The following is an 18618-nucleotide window of genomic DNA, read 5'->3' as shown; positions in this document are numbered from 1 at the left end:
CTTGCTGGCACGGGTGTGCTGGACTATCGCAACAACACCAAGCTCATCCTGATCGCCGGAATGGCCATCACGTTTGGCAGCCAGAACGCGACCGCGCGCCAGTTCGGCATCCAGGAGCTGAGCACCACGGTCCTCACGTCGACGATCGTCGGCATCGGGTTCGACAGCAGGCTGGCCGGCGGCACCGGACACCGCGAAAAGCTGCGTTACAGCGTGGTGCTGATCATGTGTGGGGGCGCAGTCATCGGGGCGACGCTGACCCGCTTCACCGTTGCACCGGTGATCGCATTGGCGGCCCTCGCCGTGGCTGCCAGCGCCGCAATCTTCCTGTTCGGCCCACAAAGACAGGACACGGCCGCGGACTAGTGTCGCAGTATGCCATCAGTACTCGTCACCGGCGCCTCCCGCGGAATCGGTAAGTCGATTGTCGAACATCTCGCTTCGCGCGGCTGGGATGTGATCGCAGGTGTGCGCAGCGAACAGGACGCGGACGCCGTCGTCGCGTTGAACCCACAGCGGATCTCGTCGGTGATCGTCGACGTCACCGATGCGGAACACCTTGCCGCGTTGACCGACTCCCTGCCGGAACGAGTGGACGCGATCGTGAACAACGCGGGCATCGTCGTCAGCGGGCCGATGGAGACCGTGAGCCCTGAGGACTGGCGAAAACAATTGGACATCAACGTGATCGGTCAGCTGGCCGTTACCCAGGCGGTGCTGCCACGGCTGCGGCGATCACACGGTCGGATCGTATTCATCTCCAGCGTGAACGGACGACTGTCGATGTCGTTGATCGGCGCCTACTGTGCCAGCAAGTTTGCGTTGGAAGCCGCCGCCGACGCGCTGCGAATGGAGTTGCGGCCGTGGCATATTCCGGTGATTGTCGTCGAGCCGGCGCAGACCGACACCGATATGTGGCGGACCGCCGACACGATGGTCGCCGACGTCGAAGCCACGCTGACATCCGAACAGCGCAGTCTGTACGCCAAGCACATCGCGGGTATGAAGAAGACGATCCCAATCTCGCAGAGGCTGGCCGTCCCGACGCAGAGAGTGTCCGCAGTCGTCGAGGAGGCGCTCACGGCCCGCCGCCCGCGGGCCCGCTACGTCGTCGGCGCGATACCCAAACTTCAAGTCGCGCTGCTGACAAATCTGCCGACCTGGGTTCGCGACAGCGTGCTGCGGCGGGCCGCCGGACAACCGTAGGCATGGCGGCGTTCGTCAAACACAACCGCGGCGCGCCTGCGGGCTTCTTCGCCTGTGAAGCCGCTGGGCTGCAATGGCTTTCGGCGGTAGAAGACGGCGTGGCGTGTGCACGAGTGATCGGCTACGACGACACCAGCCTGGCGTTGGAGCGGCTGGACGCGGCGAGGCCCACCCGCGCGGCAGCATACGAGTTCGGACATAAACTGGCGCGTACGCACGATGCCGGCGCCGCGGCATTCGGCTCACCGCCCGACGGCTGGGCCGGGCCGGGGTTCTTCGGCCCGTTGGACCAGCCGCTGCCGATGTCGTTGACCGGCCACGAACGCTGGGGCACGTTCTACGCGCGTGAGCGCCTGGCGCCGATGGCCGAACTCGCAGCGCCACGACTGGGTACCGCGACGCGCGAAACCGTCGGTGCCATGATATCTCGCTGCGAGGCAGGTGATTTCGACGATGACGATCCCCCGGCGCGGCTGCACGGCGACCTGTGGAGCGGCAACGTCATGTGGACATCCGAAGGCGCCGTGCTGATCGATCCCGCGGCCCATGGCGGCCATCGCGAGACCGACCTGGCGATGCTGGCGCTGTTCGGTTGTCCCTACCTCGATGAAGTTATCTCGGGCTACCAGGCGCACCGGCGGCTGCGTGGCGGTTGGTGTAACCGCGTGGGACTGCACCAGCTCTACCCGCTGCTGGCTCACGTGGTGTTGTCCGGGGTTGGCTACGAGCGCCAGACCTTGGCGGCCTCTGCAAGCGTCGCAGGAATCAGCGGTTGCTAGTGGTACTTTCGGCAACCGCACCCGCGACCTTCCCGCGCTCTTCTCCCGATTCGCTAGCGAGTCACCCCGTGGGTGTGTTAACTCGGGGATATGTCAAAGACTCTGCCGATAGGCGTGTTTGCCGCATGCGTCGCGCTGATCGTCTCGCCGGTCGTTCATGCGGATCGAGCTGAACCACCGCCGCTGTACGGGTACTACGACGTGTTCATCGACTTCTCGAAGCAGACGTTCAACGGTATGCCGACACCGATGAATCCGATAACGGTGCCTGTCCAATTCACCACCCAGTGTGATGTGAACGGTTGTGTCATGCGCATGGACAATAAGGACGACCATGCCCGCAATCCAGGCGCTCCCTTGGCTTACGACTACAGATGGAACAACGATCGTTGGGAGACGAGCGGTGAGTATCCCTACTTTTGCGATCGCAGCAACCCCAACAGCGCCGTGAAGGCCCGACGCTCGGACTACTGGATCCCGAACCCTGACGGTAGCTTCTTCGGAGAGCGCACCCTCATCACTGATGGAGCCGGATGCCCAGGTGAGGGACCAGGCACCCATTTGGTGCCGATATCGGCGACACCCATCGACCCACCACCGGCGAGGTAGGCCCTCGGTTTAACACTCATGTGCCGCGGCTCAATTGAGCGCCGACGGCTGAGCCGTCAATTGAACGCGAGCCAGCTCGGCAGCGCGCGCTCGCGCGAGTCGCACAGCACCTGACGGGTATCGCAGTTCCCGTCGGGCACACCGGCACCGGCCCACATGCCGCCCGTATCCCGGCGCAACACGATCGCTGACGAACCACCGCCGTCGAGCAGGATCGCGGTGTCGCTGCCGAGGCCGCGGAACAAATCCTGGATCTGGTCCGGGGTGTAACTGCCGCCCTGGAAGACATACATCTCGTCCTTGCCCTTGGCGTAGGCCAGCGCGGTGCGCGCCGCACTCGGGCCGCCGTCGTTCATCTGCCCGGTATCGCCGGGAGCGAGCAACCCGAGCCCGCTGACCGCGACGAACCGGGTGCCCTTGTCCATCAGGCCCTGGATCACGGGTGAGGCGGCGTCGAAGTCGTTGGGCGCCTTCGGCGAAACCACGAAGGGCGCGCCACTGACAGGCAGGATCATGGTGCTCAGCGCCGACCAGTTCTCGTTGCCGCCGGACAAACCCTGCTTACCCGCATAGGCGATGGTGCCCGTGACGGCCGTGTTGGCGCGGCCTTGTCCGCGGGTGTTGTCGACGTAGGCGCCGAGCGGTGAGCTGCAGCCGGTCGACTTCCACGAACCGCCCTTCTGCCCGCGCACGTCGAAGAAGTTGGCGTTGATCGCGATCGTGGGTTCGCCGAGCACCTGCCATGCCTGCAGCGGCGAGAAGACTTCGGATGCCTGCCAGAGGCCTTCGCCGGTGCGTGCCCGCGGATCGCGTTCGCAGCGAGCCTGATAGCCGGTGTGTGAATCGACGAGAAGCCGTGGCGCCAGCCGTTGGGAGGCGGCTTTGATGATCATCAGGTGACCGCCATTGGTCAGCTCATACGCGCCGCCGGCGGCGTTGAGCATCGGCGCGGGGTGTCCGCTGCCGAAGTTGTAGACGAGGTAGGAACCGCGGGTGTTTGCGATCGCGTTCGCCAACAATTCGCGCCCGTCGGCGGCGCGAGCCGTCGGGGCCGCGGACGTCGCCAGCGCAGCGCACACCACCAGCGCTGCGGCGCAAGCCACGAAGCGGCGGAAGTTTGCGGACGCACTCGACACGGGTGCCCTCTCGACGACACAGCTAGATCCCAGACAACAGTAATCACAGTAGAAACACTGTCAACTTTCGTCACAGCTATATATCGGTTGCGCATCGGCTGCGTTGCTGGCTCAGCCGGCGCGCGTGGATTTAGCCGGAATGGGTAATCCCGCGTGGTCGGGGTTACAACGTGAGGAGAAGAAATGATCGGGACAATCATCAGCGCAATCGTCGTCGGAGCGATCGTCGGCGCGCTTGCGCGGCTGATCATGCCGGGCAAGCAGAGCATCGGCATCATCATGACCATCGTGCTGGGCATCCTCGGGTCGTTGATCGGCTCGTGGGTGACCTATCAGGTGGGCTATTCCAACTCCAACGGTGGGTGGGCGGTCATCCCGTTCCTCGTTGGCGTCGTCGTGGCGGTCGTCTTGATCGCGGCCTACCTGGCCATCACTGGCCGCCGGGGCACCGGCACTCCTCGCGGCACCGCGGTCCGTTAGCGGCCCGGCGGCGCCAGCCGGTAGACGGCATCGGCGTAGTCGTCGGTGATGTACACCGCTCCGTCCGGTCCCGTCACGGCGGCGACCGGACGGCCCCAGCGGGATCCGTCCTGCGCCTGAAACCCGCCGACCAGTGTCTGCTGGTTGCCGAGATGGCCGCTCTGCCAGGCGAAGAAGGAGACCTCGGGAGGCTGGGGCGGCTGGCGATTCCATGACCCGTGCACTCCGACAAGCGCTCCGCTGGTGTATGGCTCGGGCAGCACGCCTTGGGTGAAGCTCATGCCCAGCGGGGCGGCGTGCGCGCCGAGGCTCTGTTCGACTTTCGGAAGCGACGTGCAGTCGAGCTTGCTGCCGTCAGCGTTGGTCTGCTCGTCGCGGATGAACGGCAAATTCGTCGGCCCGCCATCGGGATTGCAATAGGGCCAACCTAATTCGCGCCCTGGGGTCAGCTTTGCGACCGCCTCGGGCGGATGATCCTTGATGTACTCCGGATCGACCAGGCCCGTCTGCGGGTTGGCGACGTTGTCTCGATTGTTGACCGCCGTCCACACCGAGCCGTCGGGTGCGATCGCCAGGCCGGTGCCGTTGCGCACGCCGGTGGCGAACGGCTGGATTGGACCGCCCCCGGGCGGGATTCGCATGATGGTGGCCCGCGGCGGGTTGGCATCGCGGTCGGCGGCGGAGATGTTGCCGGTCGAACCGATGGAGAAGTACACCGTCCCGTCCGAGCCGACGGCGACGCTCTTCAGTGCGTGCGCATAGGCGCCTTCCAGGTCAGGGCTTTTCGCATCCGGCAGGTCTGCGGCGAGCGTCCGCCGATTGGTCGCCGTGCCGTTGGCGTAGTCGTAGGCGTCGATCTGGTCGCTTTCGGCGACATACAGCGTCCGGCCGGCGAACGCCAGGCCGTGCGGCTGGTCCAGCCCGTCGAGCAGCACCGACTCGCGGCCGGACTCCAGACGCAGGATCTCGCCGGCGCTCGGCACGGAAATCAGCAGCGTGCCGTCGGGTGCCCATGCGGCCAGCCGGGCCTTGGGAACGCGCGCCCACACCGAGATGGTCCAGCCCGGCGGCGCAACCACCTGGCGCGGTTGGTCGAAAGGTGGCTGGGCCATCGCTTCGTCGGCCGCGACCGTGACCGTGACGGGGACCAGGCCGGTGGCGGCTTCGGCTGTGGGAGCCGGGGCACGCGGCGGGGGACTCGTCGAGCACGCCGTGAGAAGCGCGATGCCGATCAGCCCAATTAGCTTATGCCGCAGCCAAACCCGCATGCATCTCCCAGACCAGAATCTCGGCGGGCTCCGTGGCGGTGATCTTCTGACCGCCGCTGGCGGTGAATCGAACGGCATCGCCCTCGTGTAGCGGGCCTGCACCTTCGAGGGTGACCTCGCCGCGCGGGACGAATAAGTGAAGGTACGGCGCCTGCGGCAGTTCGACGGAGTCGCCGGGCTGCAGGCGAGCGCCGTGCAGGGCCGCGTAGCGGTTGCGGATCGTGATGGCGGTGTCGCCGCTGTGTTGGGGCATACCGGAGGCGATCGTCACCAGACCGCCGCGCAGCAACTCGTCGTCGATCTCGAGCTGCTGATAGCCGGGAGCAATGCCAGACTCGTCGGGGACCACCCACATCTGCACGAAATGCACTGGCTCTTCATGTGTCTCGGATCCGGTCAGAGTCCAGGAGTCGTTCTTCTCGGAGTGCAGGATGCCGCGGCCGGCAGACATCCGCTGGGCCAGGCCAGGGTAGATCACGCCGGAATGTCCGGTCGAGTCCTGGTGCACCAGCGAGCCGCGCAGCACCCACGTGACGATCTCCATGTCGCGGTGGGGATGGGTATCAAAGCCGGTGCCCGGCTTGACGATGTCGTCGTTGTTGACCAACAGCAGGCCGTGGTGCGTATTGTCCGGCTCGTAGTGGCTGCCGAACGAGAACGAGTGCTTGGAGTCCAGCCAGGAGATCTTCGTCTTCGCGCGATCGTCAGCGCGGCGGATGACGATCGTCTCTGTCGGTGTCATGTTCTCACCCCTTGGGTTCTTGCCAGCCTAGGTGGCGGGCGTTGACCCAGACAACATAGATGATGTGTCATGTATTCCATGTGGCTGACCGAGGAGCAACAGAGGATATGGCGGGACTATCTGGCCATGGCGAGCGGGTTACAGACCGCGATGCACCGGCAACTGCAGCGGGACTGTGAGCTGTCGTTGTCGGACTACGACGTGTTGGTCGTGTTGTCGGAACGTGGGACGCAACGCGTCTACGAACTCGGCGAGGCGCTGGGCTGGGAGCAGAGCCGGCTGTCCCATCAGCTGCGACGTATGCGTGGCCGCGGCTTGGTGGTTCGCCATGGCAGTGACGACGACCGCCGCGGCGCGATAGCCGAGATCACCGACGGCGGCCGAGCGGCCCTGGAGGCCGCCGCGCCGGGGCACGTCGAACTCGTACGGTCCGTCATGTTCGACGGGCTGACCGCGGCGCAGCAACGAGCGTTCGGTTCGGTGATCGAGACCGTGGTCGAGAGGCTTACCAATCAGATTCAGTGAACTTGATGACGCCGCGGATGTTCTTGCCGTCCAGCATGTCCTGGTAGCCGTCGTTGAGGTTCTCCAACGAGTAGGTGTTGGTGACCATCTCGTCGATCTTGAGCAGTCCGGACTTGTAGAGTGCGACCAGTTTCGGGGTCTCGACGTGTGAGCTGCCGCCGCCGAAGATGTTGCCCTTCAACGTCTTCTGCAACATCGTGAACAGGAAGAGGTTCAGTTTGACGTCGACGTCCATCATCGAGCCCATTCCGGTGACCACACAGGTGCCGGTCTTGGTGGTCAACGTGAGCGCCTCTTCGACGTATTCGCCTTTCATGTCCCCGACGGCGATGATCGTCTTGTCGGCCATGACGCCATAGGTCAGATCGATGATCGGCGCGATGGCTTCGGCCATCGACGGGTAGGCATGCGTCGCACCGAATTTGAAGGCCTGATCGCGCTTCCACTCGTTGGGGTCGATGGCGATGACGTTGCGGGCGCCGGAGATGACCGCGCCCTGCAGTGCGCTCATGCCGATGCCGCCGACGCCGACGATCACCACGGTCTCGCCGGGCTTGACTTCGGCGACGTTGGTGGCCGACCCGTAGCCGGTGGGCACCGCGCAGCCCATGATGGCAGCGGTTTCGAACGGCACGTCTTTGTCGATCTTCACGACCGAGTCCTTGTGGACGGTCATATAGGGGGCGAAGGTGCCGAGCAGGTTCATCGGCGACACCGCCGTGCTGCCGGCGTGCACGCGCGAGGTCCCGTCGGCGATGGCCTTGCCGCCGAGCAGCACGGCGCCGCGGTCGCACAGGGACCGGTAGCCCTTCAGGCACGGCTGACACTCACCACAGGCGGGGATGAAGGCGAGGATGACGTGGTCGCCCTCTTCGATGCCGGTGACGTTCTTGCCGACCTTGCTGACGACGCCCGCGCCCTCATGGCCGCCGAGCGCAGGCAGGCCGATCGGGGTGGCGCCCGTGGTCAGGTGGTAGTCGGAATGGCACATGCCCGCGGCGTGCATGCGGATCTGCACCTCGTCGGCGACCGGATCACCGAGGTCGATCTCATCGATCTTGAATGGCGAGTTGAGCTCCCACAGCAGAGCGCCCTTGGTCTTCATGAGTCGCGATCATAGAACACGTTCCAAAACACCGGTCAAGAAGGAGGGTGAACTGGGAATATATCGACTTCTCATCGAAATAAGTTTCCGGTACGCCAAACCCGCGGTTTGCGTGCGAGAAGTCCCATCTCGCCGGGCCTGTGGATGGATTTGAGCGACTTTTCCGGCGTTCTGCGATCGTCGCCGCATGGGGGAATCGGTGGACCATTCATGCCGAAGGGCTATACGTCTTCCTTGGCCGCGTCCGTGACGCCATGGGGTCCGCCGGCTGGCCTCATTGCGTTGACATCAGACCTGACGCACGCATCGCCCGACCGCGTGGCGTAACTCTGATCTCGACCACTAAAGCGAAGCCGGCAGGCCGAACCTTTCGAACAGCGACGTGTCGAGAAACGCCACGACATGCGACACGCCCCCCGGCTTGATGTCCAGGACATGCAGCTGGAACGCCTCATGCTGGCCGCTCTCGCGATTGAGCATGTACAGCGCCGCTGCCGGCTGCCCATTGGCCGTCGTCCGGATGAAGCGCATATCGCCGGGCCCTTCGGCCGGGCAATGCACCCGCGTGAGCGTGACGATCGCCTCCGGGCCCTGATACCAACCGTCGAACGGCGGCATCTCCCAGATCGCGTCGTCGGTGAACATCTTCACCAGCTCGTCGATGTCGTACGCCTCGAACGCGGCGATGTAGCGGTCGAGCAGATCCTTGGTCTCCGGCGATTCCGGCTCAGGCAGTTCGTCGTCCTCGCTGGGGCCGACGGCGTCGAGCTGCGCCCGCGCCCGTTGCAGCAGGCTGTTGACCGCGGCGGTGGACGTGCCGATCGCGTCGGCGACCTCGGCGGCCTTCCACTGCAACACGTCGCGCAACACCAGCACCGCCCGCTGCCGCGGGGACAGATGCTGCAACGCCGCCACGAACGCCAGCCGCACCGACTCGCGCGTACCGACGATCTGGGAAGGGTCAGTTGGATCGTCGTATTGATCGGGCAGCGGCTCCAGCCACGGCACCTCGTGGCGTTCGAACAGCTCACCGTTTGCATCCGAACTCGGCTGCCCCAAACCGGTCGGGAGCGGCCGGCGCTGACGACCCTCGAGCGAGGTCAGGCAGGTATTGGTGGCGATCCGGTACAGCCATGTGCGCAGCGACGACTGGCCTTTGAAGCCGCCGTAGGCCTTCCATGCGCGCAGATAGGTTTCCTGGACCAGGTCCTCGGCATCATGCACAGAACCGGTCATCCGGTAGCAGTGCGCGAGCAGCTCACGCCGGTGCGGCTCGGCCTTGAGGAGGAATTCGTCATCGGTTTCGTGTGCGAGGACGCTCACCGCACCGAGCTTACGCAGACCCAGGGACAAGGCGAGTCGGGCACTCATTAGTCTCCCCTGATGGCCACAACCCGCAGCGAACGCAGCTTCGACGGTGTCGGCGGTGTGCGCATCGTCTACGACGTGTGGACGCCCGACACCGAGCCGCGCGGTGTCGTCGTGCTCTCGCATGGATACGCCGAGCACGCCCGCCGCTACGACCACGTCGCGCAGCGGTTCGGCGAGTCCGGCCTCATCACGTACGCCTTGGACCACCGCGGCCACGGCCGTTCCGGCGGCAAACGGGTCTATCTCAAGGACATCTCCGAGTACACCGGCGACTTCGACACTCTGGCAAAGATCGCCGCCGCCGAACACCCCGGCCTCAGGCGCATCGTGCTGGGCCACAGCATGGGCGGCGGCATCGTGTTCGCCTACGGCGTAGAGCATCCCGACGACTACGCCGCGATGGTGCTGTCCGGCCCGGCCGTCGACGCGCAAGAGAACGTCTCGCCGGGGATGGTGCTCGTCGCCAAGCTTCTCGGCAAGATCGTGCCCGGCCTGCCCGTCGAACAGCTCCCCACCGATGCCGTATCCCGCGACCCTGACGTCGTCGCCGCCTACAACGCCGACCCGATGGTCTACCACGGCAAGCTCCCCGCCGGAATCGCCCGCGCATTGATCAGCGTCGGCGAGACCATGCCGCAGCGCGCCGGGGCCATCACCGCTCCGCTATTGGTCGTGCACGGCGAGCAGGACAAGCTGATCCACGTGGACGGCAGTCGCCACCTCGTCGAATGTGTGGGTTCGACCGACGTGCACCTGAAGGTCTACCCGGAGCTCTACCACGAGGTGTTCAACGAGCCGGAGAAAGCGGTGGTGCTTGACGACGTCACGTCGTGGATCGAGGCCAAGCTTTGAAAGCCCTTGCTGCGCTGGTTCTTTCGTTCGCACTACTGGCCGGATGCTCGTCACACACCCAGCCGGTGTGGGCCGACGACGACGTCACGTTCACCGCTGACGGCCTCACCATCCACGGCTCCTACCGCCATCAACACGACGGAAAACCCGGACCCGCGGCGTTGCTGATCTCCGAAAGCGGCAACACCGACCGCAACGGCGACAACGCGGTTGCGGGTCCTGTGGGCAACATGCGTCAGCTCGCCGGGCTTCTCTCCGATCGGGGCGTCGCCAGCCTTCGCTACGACAAGGTCGGTACCGGCAAGACCGGCCTCGGCCCGTACGCCAAGCGACCCGCCGACGTCGGCAGCGCCATCTACACCTCTGGCGCCAAGGCGGCCGTGCGGTACCTCGCCGACCAGCCGGGCACCGACAAGTCACGCATCTCGGTGTACGCCCTCGGTGAGGGCACCATCCACGCGATGTCGCTGGCGGTCGACACCACGCCCGGCGCACCGAAGATCGGATCGCTCGGCCTGTTTCAGCCGCTGTCCGGTCGCTACCTCGACATCATCACCGCCCGCGTGCGCGCCGACGCGACACCCGAGACGCTGTCGACCTGGCTGGCGGCGATCGACCAAGTCCGCACGAAGGGCACGGCACCCGACAAACTGCCCGAGGGGCTGAGCGCCATCGTCAACCCCGGCAACATCAAGGCCGTCATCGAAGCCGATGCGATCGACCCGCTCGCGCTGGCCGCCAAGATTCCCGCCGACACCCGGGTCTTGTTGACCTGTTCGGACTCCGATGGACAAGCCAAGTGTGAAAGCGAGCGCGCGCTTATCGACGCGCTCAAGCACACCCAGTTGACCGTCGTCGAGCTCAAGGGCGTCAACCACGTGCTGCGCGACGACCCAACCGACAGCGTCGCCAACTATGCGAAACAGAACCCACTTTCTCCACAACTGGTGACGGCGCTCGACGGTTTTGTCGGCAAGTAGACCTAGTCTGGGCGCCATGAGTGACGACAAGATGCTCGCCCGGATTGCCGCGCTGTTGCGCCAGGCCGAGGGCACCGACAACGCGCATGAGGCCGAGGCGTTCATGGCGGCAGCGCAGCGCCTCGCCACTGCGACGTCCATCGACCTGGCGGTCGCGCGGGCGCATTCGGCCGAGCGCACCAAGTCGCAGATGCCTGTGCAGCGCACGATCACGATCGGCAACGCCGGCACCCGGGGCCTGCGGACGTATGTGCAGCTGTTCGTGGTGATCGCGAACGCCAACGACGTCAAGTGCGACGTCGCCTCGAACTCGACATTCGTCTACGCGTACGGCTTCGCCGAGGACATCGACGCCAGTCACGCGCTGTACGCCAGCCTGGTGATGCAGATGGTGAGGGCGTCCGAGGTCTACATCTCGTCAGGGGCGCACCGGCCGACGCCGACGATCACCGCGCGGATCAACTTCCAGCTCGCGTTCGGTGCCCGCATCGGCCAACGGCTGTCCGAGGCGCGCGAGGAGGCGCAGCGGGACGCCACCAAGGGCCGCGACAGTCAACCCGGGACCGCTATCGCGTTGCGCGACAAGGACATCGAGCTCAAGGACTTCTACCGTCAGTCCTCCGCGGCCCGCGGCACCTGGCGAGCGACGAGCGCGACGGCCGGGTACTCGTCGGCGGCGCGGCGGGCGGGTGATCGCGCAGGCAGGCGGGCGCGGCTGGGCAACAGTCCCGAACTGGCCGGCGCCAGGGGCGCACTGAGGAAGTGACGCCCCGCGATAGTCAGCGGGCAAAGGTCTACGCCGCAGAGGAGTTCGTCCGGACGCTGTTCGACCGGGCCGCCGAACACGGCAACCGGGTCGTCGACTTCTTCGGAACCCAGCTGACGCTCCCGCCTGAGGGCCGGTTCTCTTCGGCAGCCTCGGTGCAGCGGTACGTCGACGACGTGCTGGCCCACGTCGGCCGGGACCGCCGGTTGACTGTGCGTGCCCGCCGAGGGGCCACCGCCGCGCATTACGAACGTCACGACGACGAGGCGGTGATCGCGGTGCCGGACCGGCGCACCAGCTGGGCGCTGCGCGAACTGGTCGTACTGCACGAGATCGCCCACCACCTCAACGACGCCGAACCTGCGCACGGACCGGAGTTCGTCGCCACTTTCTGCGAACTCGCGGACGTCGTCATGGGTCCGGAGGTCGGCCATGTGCTGCGGGTGGTGTACGCCAAACAGGGCGCGCGATAACGTTTGTGCCGTGGCAGAACCGGATCCGAAAGATCTCGATGAGCTGTTCAATCGTGTGCTGCGCACGGAGGACGACGCGCTGAAGGCCGCGCGTGAGTCCGCCGCCGCCGCCGGCATGCCGGCGATCGAGGTGTCGGCGCAACACGGAAAGCTGCTGCTTCTCCTCGCGACGACGATGCGCGCCACCCGTGCGCTCGAGATCGGCACGTTAGCCGGCTACAGCACCATCCAGCTGGCCCGCGGCGTCGGCCAGGGCGGTCGCGTGGTGACGCTCGAATACGAACCACGGCACGCCGAGGTCGCGGTCCAGAACCTCACCCGCGCCGGAGTCGACGACCGCGTGGAGGTGATCGTCGGCGCCGCGCTGGACACCCTTCCCCAGCTGGCAGAGCGCAACGAGACGTTCGACCTGATCTTCATCGACGCCGACAAGGAGAACAACGTCGCCTATGTCGAGTGGGCGATCAAGCTCGCCGCACCCGGCGCAATCATCGTGGTGGACAACATCGCCCGGTTCGGTCGGGTACTCGAACCGGCACCCGACGATCACCAAGCCCTCGCCGTGCGTGACATGCTGCAGATGATGGGCGACGACCCGCGGCTCGACGCGGCGGCGATCCAGACGGTCGGCACCAAGGGCTGGGACGGCTTCGCGGTGGCGATCGTCAAACCGGCCGAACTCAGCTGACTCGCGACTGTGAAGCGGGGGGTTCGGTCAGCCCCTTCGCGTCGAGCCGCGTTGACATCCAACAGCTTGGATGAACGGCGGGCGGTCACGGTTCTGGATAGGTGGGACACGGCGATTCGGCCCGTCTCGGCGCGCCAGCTCCCCGAACCTCGTGACCTGATGGCGCACTGCGCGCAGGAGATGAGCCACCTCGCGGGATCCCTGCCCGCCCTCGTACGACCACTTCGGCGGCGAGTAAGACGATCCGCTGGCTTTGCGCGAATGAGCGTAATCTGAAGGTGATGGATGGGTGTCGAAAGCTTCAAAACCTTTGCCAGATAACAGAAAGGAAACGAAATGACAACATCCCATGCATCAATCGATCAGCATCCTGACATATTGGCTCTGCGCGCGAGCTACGACCGCGCCGCCGAGTCGATGGCCGCGCAGGCCACCTTCGGCCTGACGTTGCTGACGGCGATATTCGTTGCCCTGTCACCGCATATCGTCGGCTTTGACGCCTACACGCGGCTGCCTGCCAACGATCTGATCGTAGGAATCACAGTCGCTGTCATGGCAATGTGCTTCGGGTCGGCACTGGACCGTACCCACGGCATGACGTGGACTCTTCCGGTCTTCGGTGTATGGCTCTTCATCTCACCGTGGATCTTTGTCGCGTCGCCGACCGCGGGCATGATCTGGCTACATGTGATCTGCGGTGCGTTGATCGCCGTATGCGGCCTCTACGCCGTGTACTTCGGAATGCGCGTACGCGGTTTCGAGGGAATGCGCAGGCCCGGCTCCGAACACTAGTTAGACACGACAAGACCGGCCGGGGCCACCCCGGCCGGCCGCTCTAGCCGCAGACCGCGCCGCCGGCCGCCGAGCCGACCAACTTGGTGTACTTGGCCAGCACGCCGGTGGTGTAACGCGGTGGCAGCGGCTCGAAACCGGCTTTGCGCGCTTCGAATTCGGCCGGATCGACCAAGACATCGAGCGTCCCGTTGGCCACGTCCAGCCGAATGCGGTCGCCGTCCTGCAGAAACGCGATCGGCCCGCCGTCGACGGCCTCGGGGGCAACGTGCCCAACGCACAGTCCCGTGGTGCCGCCGGAGAACCGGCCGTCGGTCATCAGCAACACATCCTTGCCGAGGCCGGCGCCCTTGATAGCGCCGGTGATCGCGAGCATCTCGCGCATGCCAGGTCCGCCCTTGGGGCCCTCGTAACGGATCACCACGACGTCGCCCGCGGTGATGGTGCCGTCTTCGAGGGCGTCCAAAGCGGCGCGTTCACGTTCGAAAACCCTTGCGGTGCCCTCGAATACATCCGAATCGAAGCCCGCCGATTTCACCACGGCACCTTCGGGTGCCAGCGAGCCGTGCAGGATCGTGATGCCGCCCGTGGGGTGGATCGGATTGTTCAGCGCCCGCAACACCTTGCCGTCGGGGTCCGGCGGCGCGATGTGTGCGAGGTTCTCGGCCATGGTCTTACCGGTCACTGTCATCACGTCGCCGTGCAACAGTCCCGCGTCGAGCAGTGCCTTCATCACGACGGGCACGCCACCGATGCGGTCGACATCCGTCATCACATGGCTGCCAAAGGGTTTCACGTCGGCCAGATGCGGCACCTTCGCGCCGACCCGGGTGAAGTCCTCCAAAGCCAGCTTCACGTTGGCCTCATGGGCGATGGCCAGCAGGTGCAGCACGGCGTTCGTCGAGCCGCCGAACGCCATCACCACCGCGATCGCGTTGTCGAACGCCTCCTTGACCATGATGTCGCGTGCGGTGATGCCTTTGCGCAGCAGCTCGACGACGGCTTGCCCACTGCGGCGGGCGAATCCGTCGCGGCGGCGGTCTGTGGCCGGCGGGGCCGCGCTGCCCGGAAGCGACATCCCAAGCGCCTCGGCGGCGCTGGCCATCGTGTTGGCGGTGTACATGCCGCCGCAGGCGCCCTCGCCGGGGCAGATGGCGCGCTCGATCGCGTCGACGTCCTCACGCGGCATCAGCCCGCGCGCGCACGCGCCGACGGCTTCGAACGCGTCGATGATCGTCACTTCCTTCTCGGTACCGTCGGACAGCTTCGCGATGCCCGGCAGGATGGACCCGGCGTAGAGGAAGACGCTGGCCAGGTCGAGTCGGGCGGCGGCCATCAGCATGCCGGGCAACGACTTGTCGCATCCTGCCAGCAGCACCGAACCGTCGAGGCGTTCGGCCTGCATGACGGTCTCGACGCTGTCGGCGATCACCTCACGCGAGACGAGGGAGAAGTGCATGCCTTCGTGGCCCATCGAGATGCCGTCGGACACCGAGATCGTGCCGAACTCCATCGGATAGCCACCGGCTTCGAACACCCCCTCCTTGACGGCCTTGGCGAGCCGGTCCAGTGACAGGTTGCAGGGAGTGATCTCGTTCCACGACGAGCCGACACCGATCTGCGGCTTCGCGAAGTCCTCGTCACCCATTCCTACCGCCCGAAGCATGCCTCGGGCGGCGGCCTTCTCGAGGCCGTCGGTGACGTCGCGACTGCGGGGCTTGATGTCAGGACCTGAGGGCATCGCTCAAGTATGCCCTTGGTGTTTGAACAGGCCAAAACCATTGTCAATACCCCCACGGGGTACCCTTGGCGACATGATGCCGATCACCGCTCGCGTAATCGCGGCACTGACCGCCGCGGCCGCCGCGCTGCTCCTGTCGTCGTGCAGCAGCCAGGCGCCCGACAGCCACGCCGATCACTCGACCACGGAAACCCCCGTCATCACCGCACAGCCGGCCGGCTACAACGCTGACGACGTCGCGTTCGCCACCAACATGGTTCCGCATCACCAACAGGCCATCGAGCTCTCGGCGTTGGTTCCCGACCGCTCCACGAACCCGCAACTCAATACATTGGCCCAGCAGATCTCTGCCGCCCAGCAACCGGAGATCAACGTCATGAAGGTGTTCCTGGTGCAGTGGAACGAGAACCCCGACACCAACTCGGGACACGCCGGACACGGCAACGCCATGCAGGGCATGGTTGATGAGGCGACGATGTCGAAATTGAAGTCGCTCAACGGTGCCGAGTTCGACAAACTGTGGCTGGAGTCGATGATCAGCCACCACCAGGGAGCGATCGAAATGGCCAAGGCAGAGATCGCCAACGGCGACAACGCCGATGCCAAGGCGCTGGCCCAGAACATAGTCACCACTCAGGAAGCCGAGATCGGCCAGATGAAGCAGATGCTGGGAGGCTGAAATGACTGCGGTGCATGGCTATTCGCAGCAAAAGGAGAACTACGCCAAGCGGCTGCGCCGGATCGAAGGTCAGGTCCGGGGCATCGCGAAGATGATCGACGAGGACAAGTACTGCATCGACGTCCTAACCCAGATCAGCGCCGTCAACAGCGCCTTGCAGTCGGTCGCGCTCGGACTGCTCGAGGAGCACCTCGGGCACTGCGTCACGCAAGCCGTCGCCGAAGGTGGTGACGATGCCGGCGCCAAACTTGCCGAAGCGTCGGCGGCCATTGCCCGCCTGGTGCGGTCCTAGTCGCGACCCGGCGAACGTTCCGTACCACTCGAAAATTCGCCGAAAATTCGAGCGGTAAGGAACGTTCGGCCCGCCTGGTGCGGTCCTAGTCGCCCAGTGCCTCTTCGATGCGTTGAACCTTCGCGGTGAGCTGGCCGCTGTAGCCGGGCCGGATATCGGCCTTGAGCACAAGGCTCACCCGGGGCGATACGGCCGCCACGGCCTCGACGGCCTGCTTGACCACCGCCATAACCTCGTCCCACTCGCCCTCGATGTTGGTGAACATCGCGTTGGTCTCGTTGGGTAAGCCCGACGCCCGCACCACCCGGATCGCCTCTGCGACCGCGGCGCCCACGCTCGTATCGCCCCCGGATGGGCTCACGCTGAAGGCGACGATCACTGCTTGGTGAACCCGGTCGGCCGCACGACGAGGATCACCCGGTCGGCCTTGTCCGGCGGCGCCTCTGCCAACGGGCCGCTGTAGCGGTCGTTGAGATGCAGGTAGAACGCGCCGGTCGGATCGGGGACGATCTCCTCCACCACTCCGCGCACCTCGAGGTAGCGGTATGGGTTGTCGGGATCGCTGATCGACATCGCCACGTGCGGATTGGCCTCGATATTGCGGTACTTCTGCCGCTTGGTGGTGTGGGTGAAGCGAAGTTTCTCCCCGTCCCAGTCGAACCACATCGGGTTGACCTGAGCATTGCCGTCGGGCCTCGTCGTGGCCAGATGTCCGTACAGCGGACGTTCCAATAGAATCTCGTAGCCACTCGGAATGGCAACCATCGCGCATCCTTTCGGTTCGGTATCCGCGCACTGCAACGTTGAGCCGATACCGTGACTTCCCACATGACTGTCGACAGCCCCACCCGCGGGTGGACGCCGCAGATCACCGTACAGCTGGCGGTGCTGGCGGCGGCCGCGTTTGTCTACGTCACGGCCGAGATCGTGCCAGTGGGGGCGTTGCCGGCGATCGCGTTCGACCTCGGCGTGAGCGAGGGGTTGGTCGGCACCTTGATGGCGAGCTACGCGTTGGTCGCCGCCGTCACCACGGTTCCGCTCGTGCGGCTGACCGCGTACTGGCCGCGGCGTCGTGTGCTGCTGCTTACTTTGGTGTGTTTGACTGTGTCGCAAATTATTTCGGCGCTGGCTCCCAACTTTGCGGTGCTGGCCGGTGGTCGGGTGTTGTGCGCGCTGACTCACGGGCTGATGTGGTCGGTGATCGCGCCCATCGGCGTCCGCCTCGTGCCCGCCACGCATGCCGGTCGCGCCACCACTGCGGTCTATGCCGGGACCAGCCTCGCGCTCGTCGTCGGAAATCCCATGACGGCGGCCATGAGCGAACTGTGGGGCTGGCGGCTGGCCGTCGTAGTGGTCACCGTCGCCGCCGCGGTCGTCACAGCCGCCGCATGGGTCGCGCTTCCGCCGATGGCGATGTCGGACGACGAACCTGGCGCCGTGCGCCGTCGCGAGCGCCATCGCCGCAACGACCGACTGGTGAAGCTGTCGCTGCTGACGCTCGTCGGCGTCACCGGCCACTTCATCTCCTACACGTTCATCGTCGTGATCATCCGCGACGTGGTCGGTGTGCACGGCGCCCAGCTGGCCTGGCTGCTCGCGGCGTTCGGCATCGCCGGACTGATCTCGATGTCATTGATGGCCCGGCCGCTGGATCAGCGGCCAACCGCCTCGGTAGTGGGCTGTCTTGGCGCGCTCGCGGCGGCTTTCGCGGTGTTGACGTGGCTGGCGGTCGACGCACGGGCCGGGCTCGCCGCGCTGGTCGTCGGCATCGCAGCGGTCGTCGTGTGGGGGGCGGCCTCCACAGCGCTGCCGCCGATGCTGCAATCAGCCGCCATGCGCACCGCACCCGACGACCCCGATGGGGCATCGGGGCTGTATGTCGCCGCATTCCAGGTCGGAATCATGGCGGGCTCACTAGCGGGTGGACTGCTCTACGAAGGCGTAGGCCTGGCGGCGATGATCGCGGCGTCGACGGCCCTGGTGTTCGTCGCGCTCGCCGGTGTAGCCGCCTCCCGTGGCCTGTTCGAGATTCCTCAGCCAACCAGCAAGAAGTAACGTCGGCCACGGCCAGCCGGATTAACAGTGCAGCTCAGCGGCGTGAGCCGGGCGGTCGTCGGGGATCAAGCAGAACGGT

The 18618-nt window shown here is 65.7% G+C and carries 23 protein-coding genes; 15 read left to right on the top strand and 8 right to left on the bottom strand.

Annotation, left to right across the window (positions count from 1 at the left end; genetic code table 11):
• The 4 genes from VJV41_RS08255 to VJV41_RS08240 form a co-directional block, all read left to right on the top strand.
• Positions 1-366: DUF1275 family protein (locus VJV41_RS08255; protein ID WP_325332806.1), on the top strand; the 366-nt coding region annotated here is incomplete at its 5' end.
• Between the two features lie 9 nt (positions 367-375).
• On the top strand, positions 376-1206 hold the full coding sequence (locus VJV41_RS08250) for an SDR family NAD(P)-dependent oxidoreductase (RefSeq protein ID WP_325332805.1): 831 nt from the start codon (positions 376-378) through the stop codon (positions 1204-1206).
• A 2-nt stretch (positions 1207-1208) separates the two neighbouring features.
• Positions 1209-1985, top strand: coding sequence for a fructosamine kinase family protein (locus VJV41_RS08245; protein ID WP_325332804.1), 777 nt, complete (start codon positions 1209-1211; stop codon positions 1983-1985).
• A gap of 90 nt (positions 1986-2075) precedes the next feature.
• Positions 2076-2594, top strand: coding sequence for a hypothetical protein (locus VJV41_RS08240; protein WP_325332803.1), 519 nt, complete (start codon positions 2076-2078; stop codon positions 2592-2594).
• 56 nt (positions 2595-2650) lie between these two features.
• On the opposite strand, the gene VJV41_RS08235 is transcribed toward VJV41_RS08240, so the two are convergent.
• Positions 2651-3730 (bottom strand): phosphodiester glycosidase family protein, encoded by a 1080-nt coding sequence (locus tag VJV41_RS08235; RefSeq protein ID WP_414684910.1) that lies wholly within the window; start codon positions 3728-3730, stop codon positions 2651-2653.
• Positions 3731-3913: 183 nt separating this feature from the next.
• On the opposite strand from VJV41_RS08235, the gene VJV41_RS08230 reads away from it, so the two are divergent.
• On the top strand, positions 3914-4210 hold the full coding sequence (locus tag VJV41_RS08230; RefSeq protein WP_325332802.1) for a GlsB/YeaQ/YmgE family stress response membrane protein: 297 nt from the start codon (positions 3914-3916) through the stop codon (positions 4208-4210).
• Here VJV41_RS08230 and VJV41_RS08225 read toward each other — a convergent pair.
• Together VJV41_RS08225 and VJV41_RS08220 are read right to left on the bottom strand one after the other, a co-directional pair.
• Positions 4207-5478, bottom strand: coding sequence for a gluconolaconase (locus tag VJV41_RS08225; RefSeq protein WP_325332801.1), 1272 nt, complete (start codon positions 5476-5478; stop codon positions 4207-4209). The two genes, VJV41_RS08230 and VJV41_RS08225, sit on opposite strands and share 4 nt — an antisense overlap.
• Entirely contained in the window at positions 5456-6220 is a 765-nt protein-coding gene (locus tag VJV41_RS08220; protein WP_325332800.1) for a pirin family protein, read from the bottom strand. The genes VJV41_RS08225 and VJV41_RS08220 overlap by 23 nt, the downstream gene beginning before the upstream one ends.
• A gap of 69 nt (positions 6221-6289) precedes the next feature.
• Here VJV41_RS08220 and VJV41_RS08215 point away from each other — a divergent pair, with 69 nt between their 5' ends.
• Positions 6290-6745 (top strand): MarR family winged helix-turn-helix transcriptional regulator, encoded by a 456-nt coding sequence (locus VJV41_RS08215; protein WP_325332799.1) that lies wholly within the window; start codon positions 6290-6292, stop codon positions 6743-6745.
• Here the strand turns inward: VJV41_RS08215 and VJV41_RS08210 are convergent.
• A complete protein-coding gene (locus VJV41_RS08210; RefSeq protein WP_325332798.1) occupies positions 6726-7850 on the bottom strand; it encodes an NDMA-dependent alcohol dehydrogenase in 1125 nt (374 codons plus the stop codon). The genes VJV41_RS08215 and VJV41_RS08210 overlap by 20 nt on opposite strands.
• Positions 7851-8192: 342 nt before the next feature.
• On the bottom strand, positions 8193-9203 hold the full coding sequence (locus VJV41_RS08205; RefSeq protein WP_325332812.1) for a sigma-70 family RNA polymerase sigma factor: 1011 nt from the start codon (positions 9201-9203) through the stop codon (positions 8193-8195).
• A 30-nt stretch (positions 9204-9233) separates the two neighbouring features.
• Here VJV41_RS08205 and VJV41_RS08200 point away from each other — a divergent pair, with 30 nt between their 5' ends.
• From VJV41_RS08200 to VJV41_RS08175, 6 genes are all read left to right on the top strand, one after another.
• Complete coding sequence (locus VJV41_RS08200; RefSeq protein WP_325332797.1) at positions 9234-10073, top strand: lysophospholipase; 840 nt, start codon at positions 9234-9236, stop codon at positions 10071-10073.
• Positions 10070-11053, top strand: coding sequence for a hypothetical protein (locus tag VJV41_RS08195; RefSeq protein WP_325332811.1), 984 nt, complete (start codon positions 10070-10072; stop codon positions 11051-11053). The genes VJV41_RS08200 and VJV41_RS08195 overlap by 4 nt, the downstream gene beginning before the upstream one ends.
• 16 nt (positions 11054-11069) lie before the next feature.
• Positions 11070-11819, top strand: coding sequence for a DUF2786 domain-containing protein (locus tag VJV41_RS08190; RefSeq protein ID WP_325332796.1), 750 nt, complete (start codon positions 11070-11072; stop codon positions 11817-11819).
• Complete coding sequence (locus VJV41_RS08185; protein WP_325332795.1) at positions 11816-12292, top strand: TIGR04338 family metallohydrolase; 477 nt, start codon at positions 11816-11818, stop codon at positions 12290-12292. The genes VJV41_RS08190 and VJV41_RS08185 overlap by 4 nt, the downstream gene beginning before the upstream one ends.
• Positions 12252-12980 carry an O-methyltransferase gene (locus VJV41_RS08180; protein WP_414684909.1) on the top strand — a complete coding sequence of 243 codons (729 nt, stop codon included), beginning with the start codon at positions 12252-12254 and terminating at the stop codon, positions 12978-12980. The genes VJV41_RS08185 and VJV41_RS08180 overlap by 41 nt, the downstream gene beginning before the upstream one ends.
• 336 nt (positions 12981-13316) lie before the next feature.
• Positions 13317-13772, top strand: a complete 456-nt coding sequence (locus tag VJV41_RS08175) for an SPW repeat protein (RefSeq protein WP_325332793.1) — start codon at positions 13317-13319, stop codon at positions 13770-13772.
• A gap of 43 nt (positions 13773-13815) precedes the next feature.
• Here VJV41_RS08175 and ilvD read toward each other — a convergent pair whose 3' ends face one another.
• Positions 13816-15513 carry a dihydroxy-acid dehydratase gene (gene ilvD / locus VJV41_RS08170; RefSeq protein ID WP_325332792.1) on the bottom strand — a complete coding sequence of 566 codons (1698 nt, stop codon included), beginning with the start codon at positions 15511-15513 and terminating at the stop codon, positions 13816-13818.
• 73 nt (positions 15514-15586) lie between these two features.
• On the opposite strand from ilvD, the gene VJV41_RS08165 reads away from it, so the two are divergent.
• Entirely contained in the window at positions 15587-16192 is a 606-nt protein-coding gene (locus VJV41_RS08165) for a DUF305 domain-containing protein (RefSeq protein ID WP_325332791.1), read from the top strand.
• Between the two features lies 1 nt (position 16193).
• Positions 16194-16484, top strand: a complete 291-nt coding sequence (locus VJV41_RS08160; protein ID WP_325332790.1) for a metal-sensitive transcriptional regulator — start codon at positions 16194-16196, stop codon at positions 16482-16484.
• An 85-nt stretch (positions 16485-16569) separates the two neighbouring features.
• Here the strand turns inward: VJV41_RS08160 and VJV41_RS08155 are convergent, their stop codons facing one another.
• Positions 16570-16863 carry an MTH1187 family thiamine-binding protein gene (locus VJV41_RS08155; RefSeq protein ID WP_325332789.1) on the bottom strand — a complete coding sequence of 98 codons (294 nt, stop codon included), beginning with the start codon at positions 16861-16863 and terminating at the stop codon, positions 16570-16572.
• Positions 16860-17249: a PPOX class F420-dependent oxidoreductase gene (locus tag VJV41_RS08150; RefSeq protein WP_325332788.1), complete on the bottom strand. Its 390-nt coding sequence runs from the start codon at positions 17247-17249 to the stop codon at positions 16860-16862. Before VJV41_RS08150 ends, VJV41_RS08155 begins: the two co-directional genes overlap by 4 nt.
• Positions 17250-17312: 63 nt before the next feature.
• On the opposite strand from VJV41_RS08150, the gene VJV41_RS08145 reads away from it, so the two are divergent.
• The gene (locus VJV41_RS08145; RefSeq protein WP_325332787.1) at positions 17313-18539 is read left to right on the top strand and encodes an MFS transporter; all 1227 of its coding nucleotides are present in this window, start codon (positions 17313-17315) and stop codon (positions 18537-18539) included.
• Positions 18540-18618: the final 79 nt, after the last annotated feature.

The organism is Mycobacterium sp., assembly GCF_035274705.1.
Lineage (GTDB): Bacteria > Actinomycetota > Actinomycetes > Mycobacteriales > Mycobacteriaceae > Mycobacterium.
This window is presented reverse-complemented; position numbering and strand designations above follow the sequence as displayed.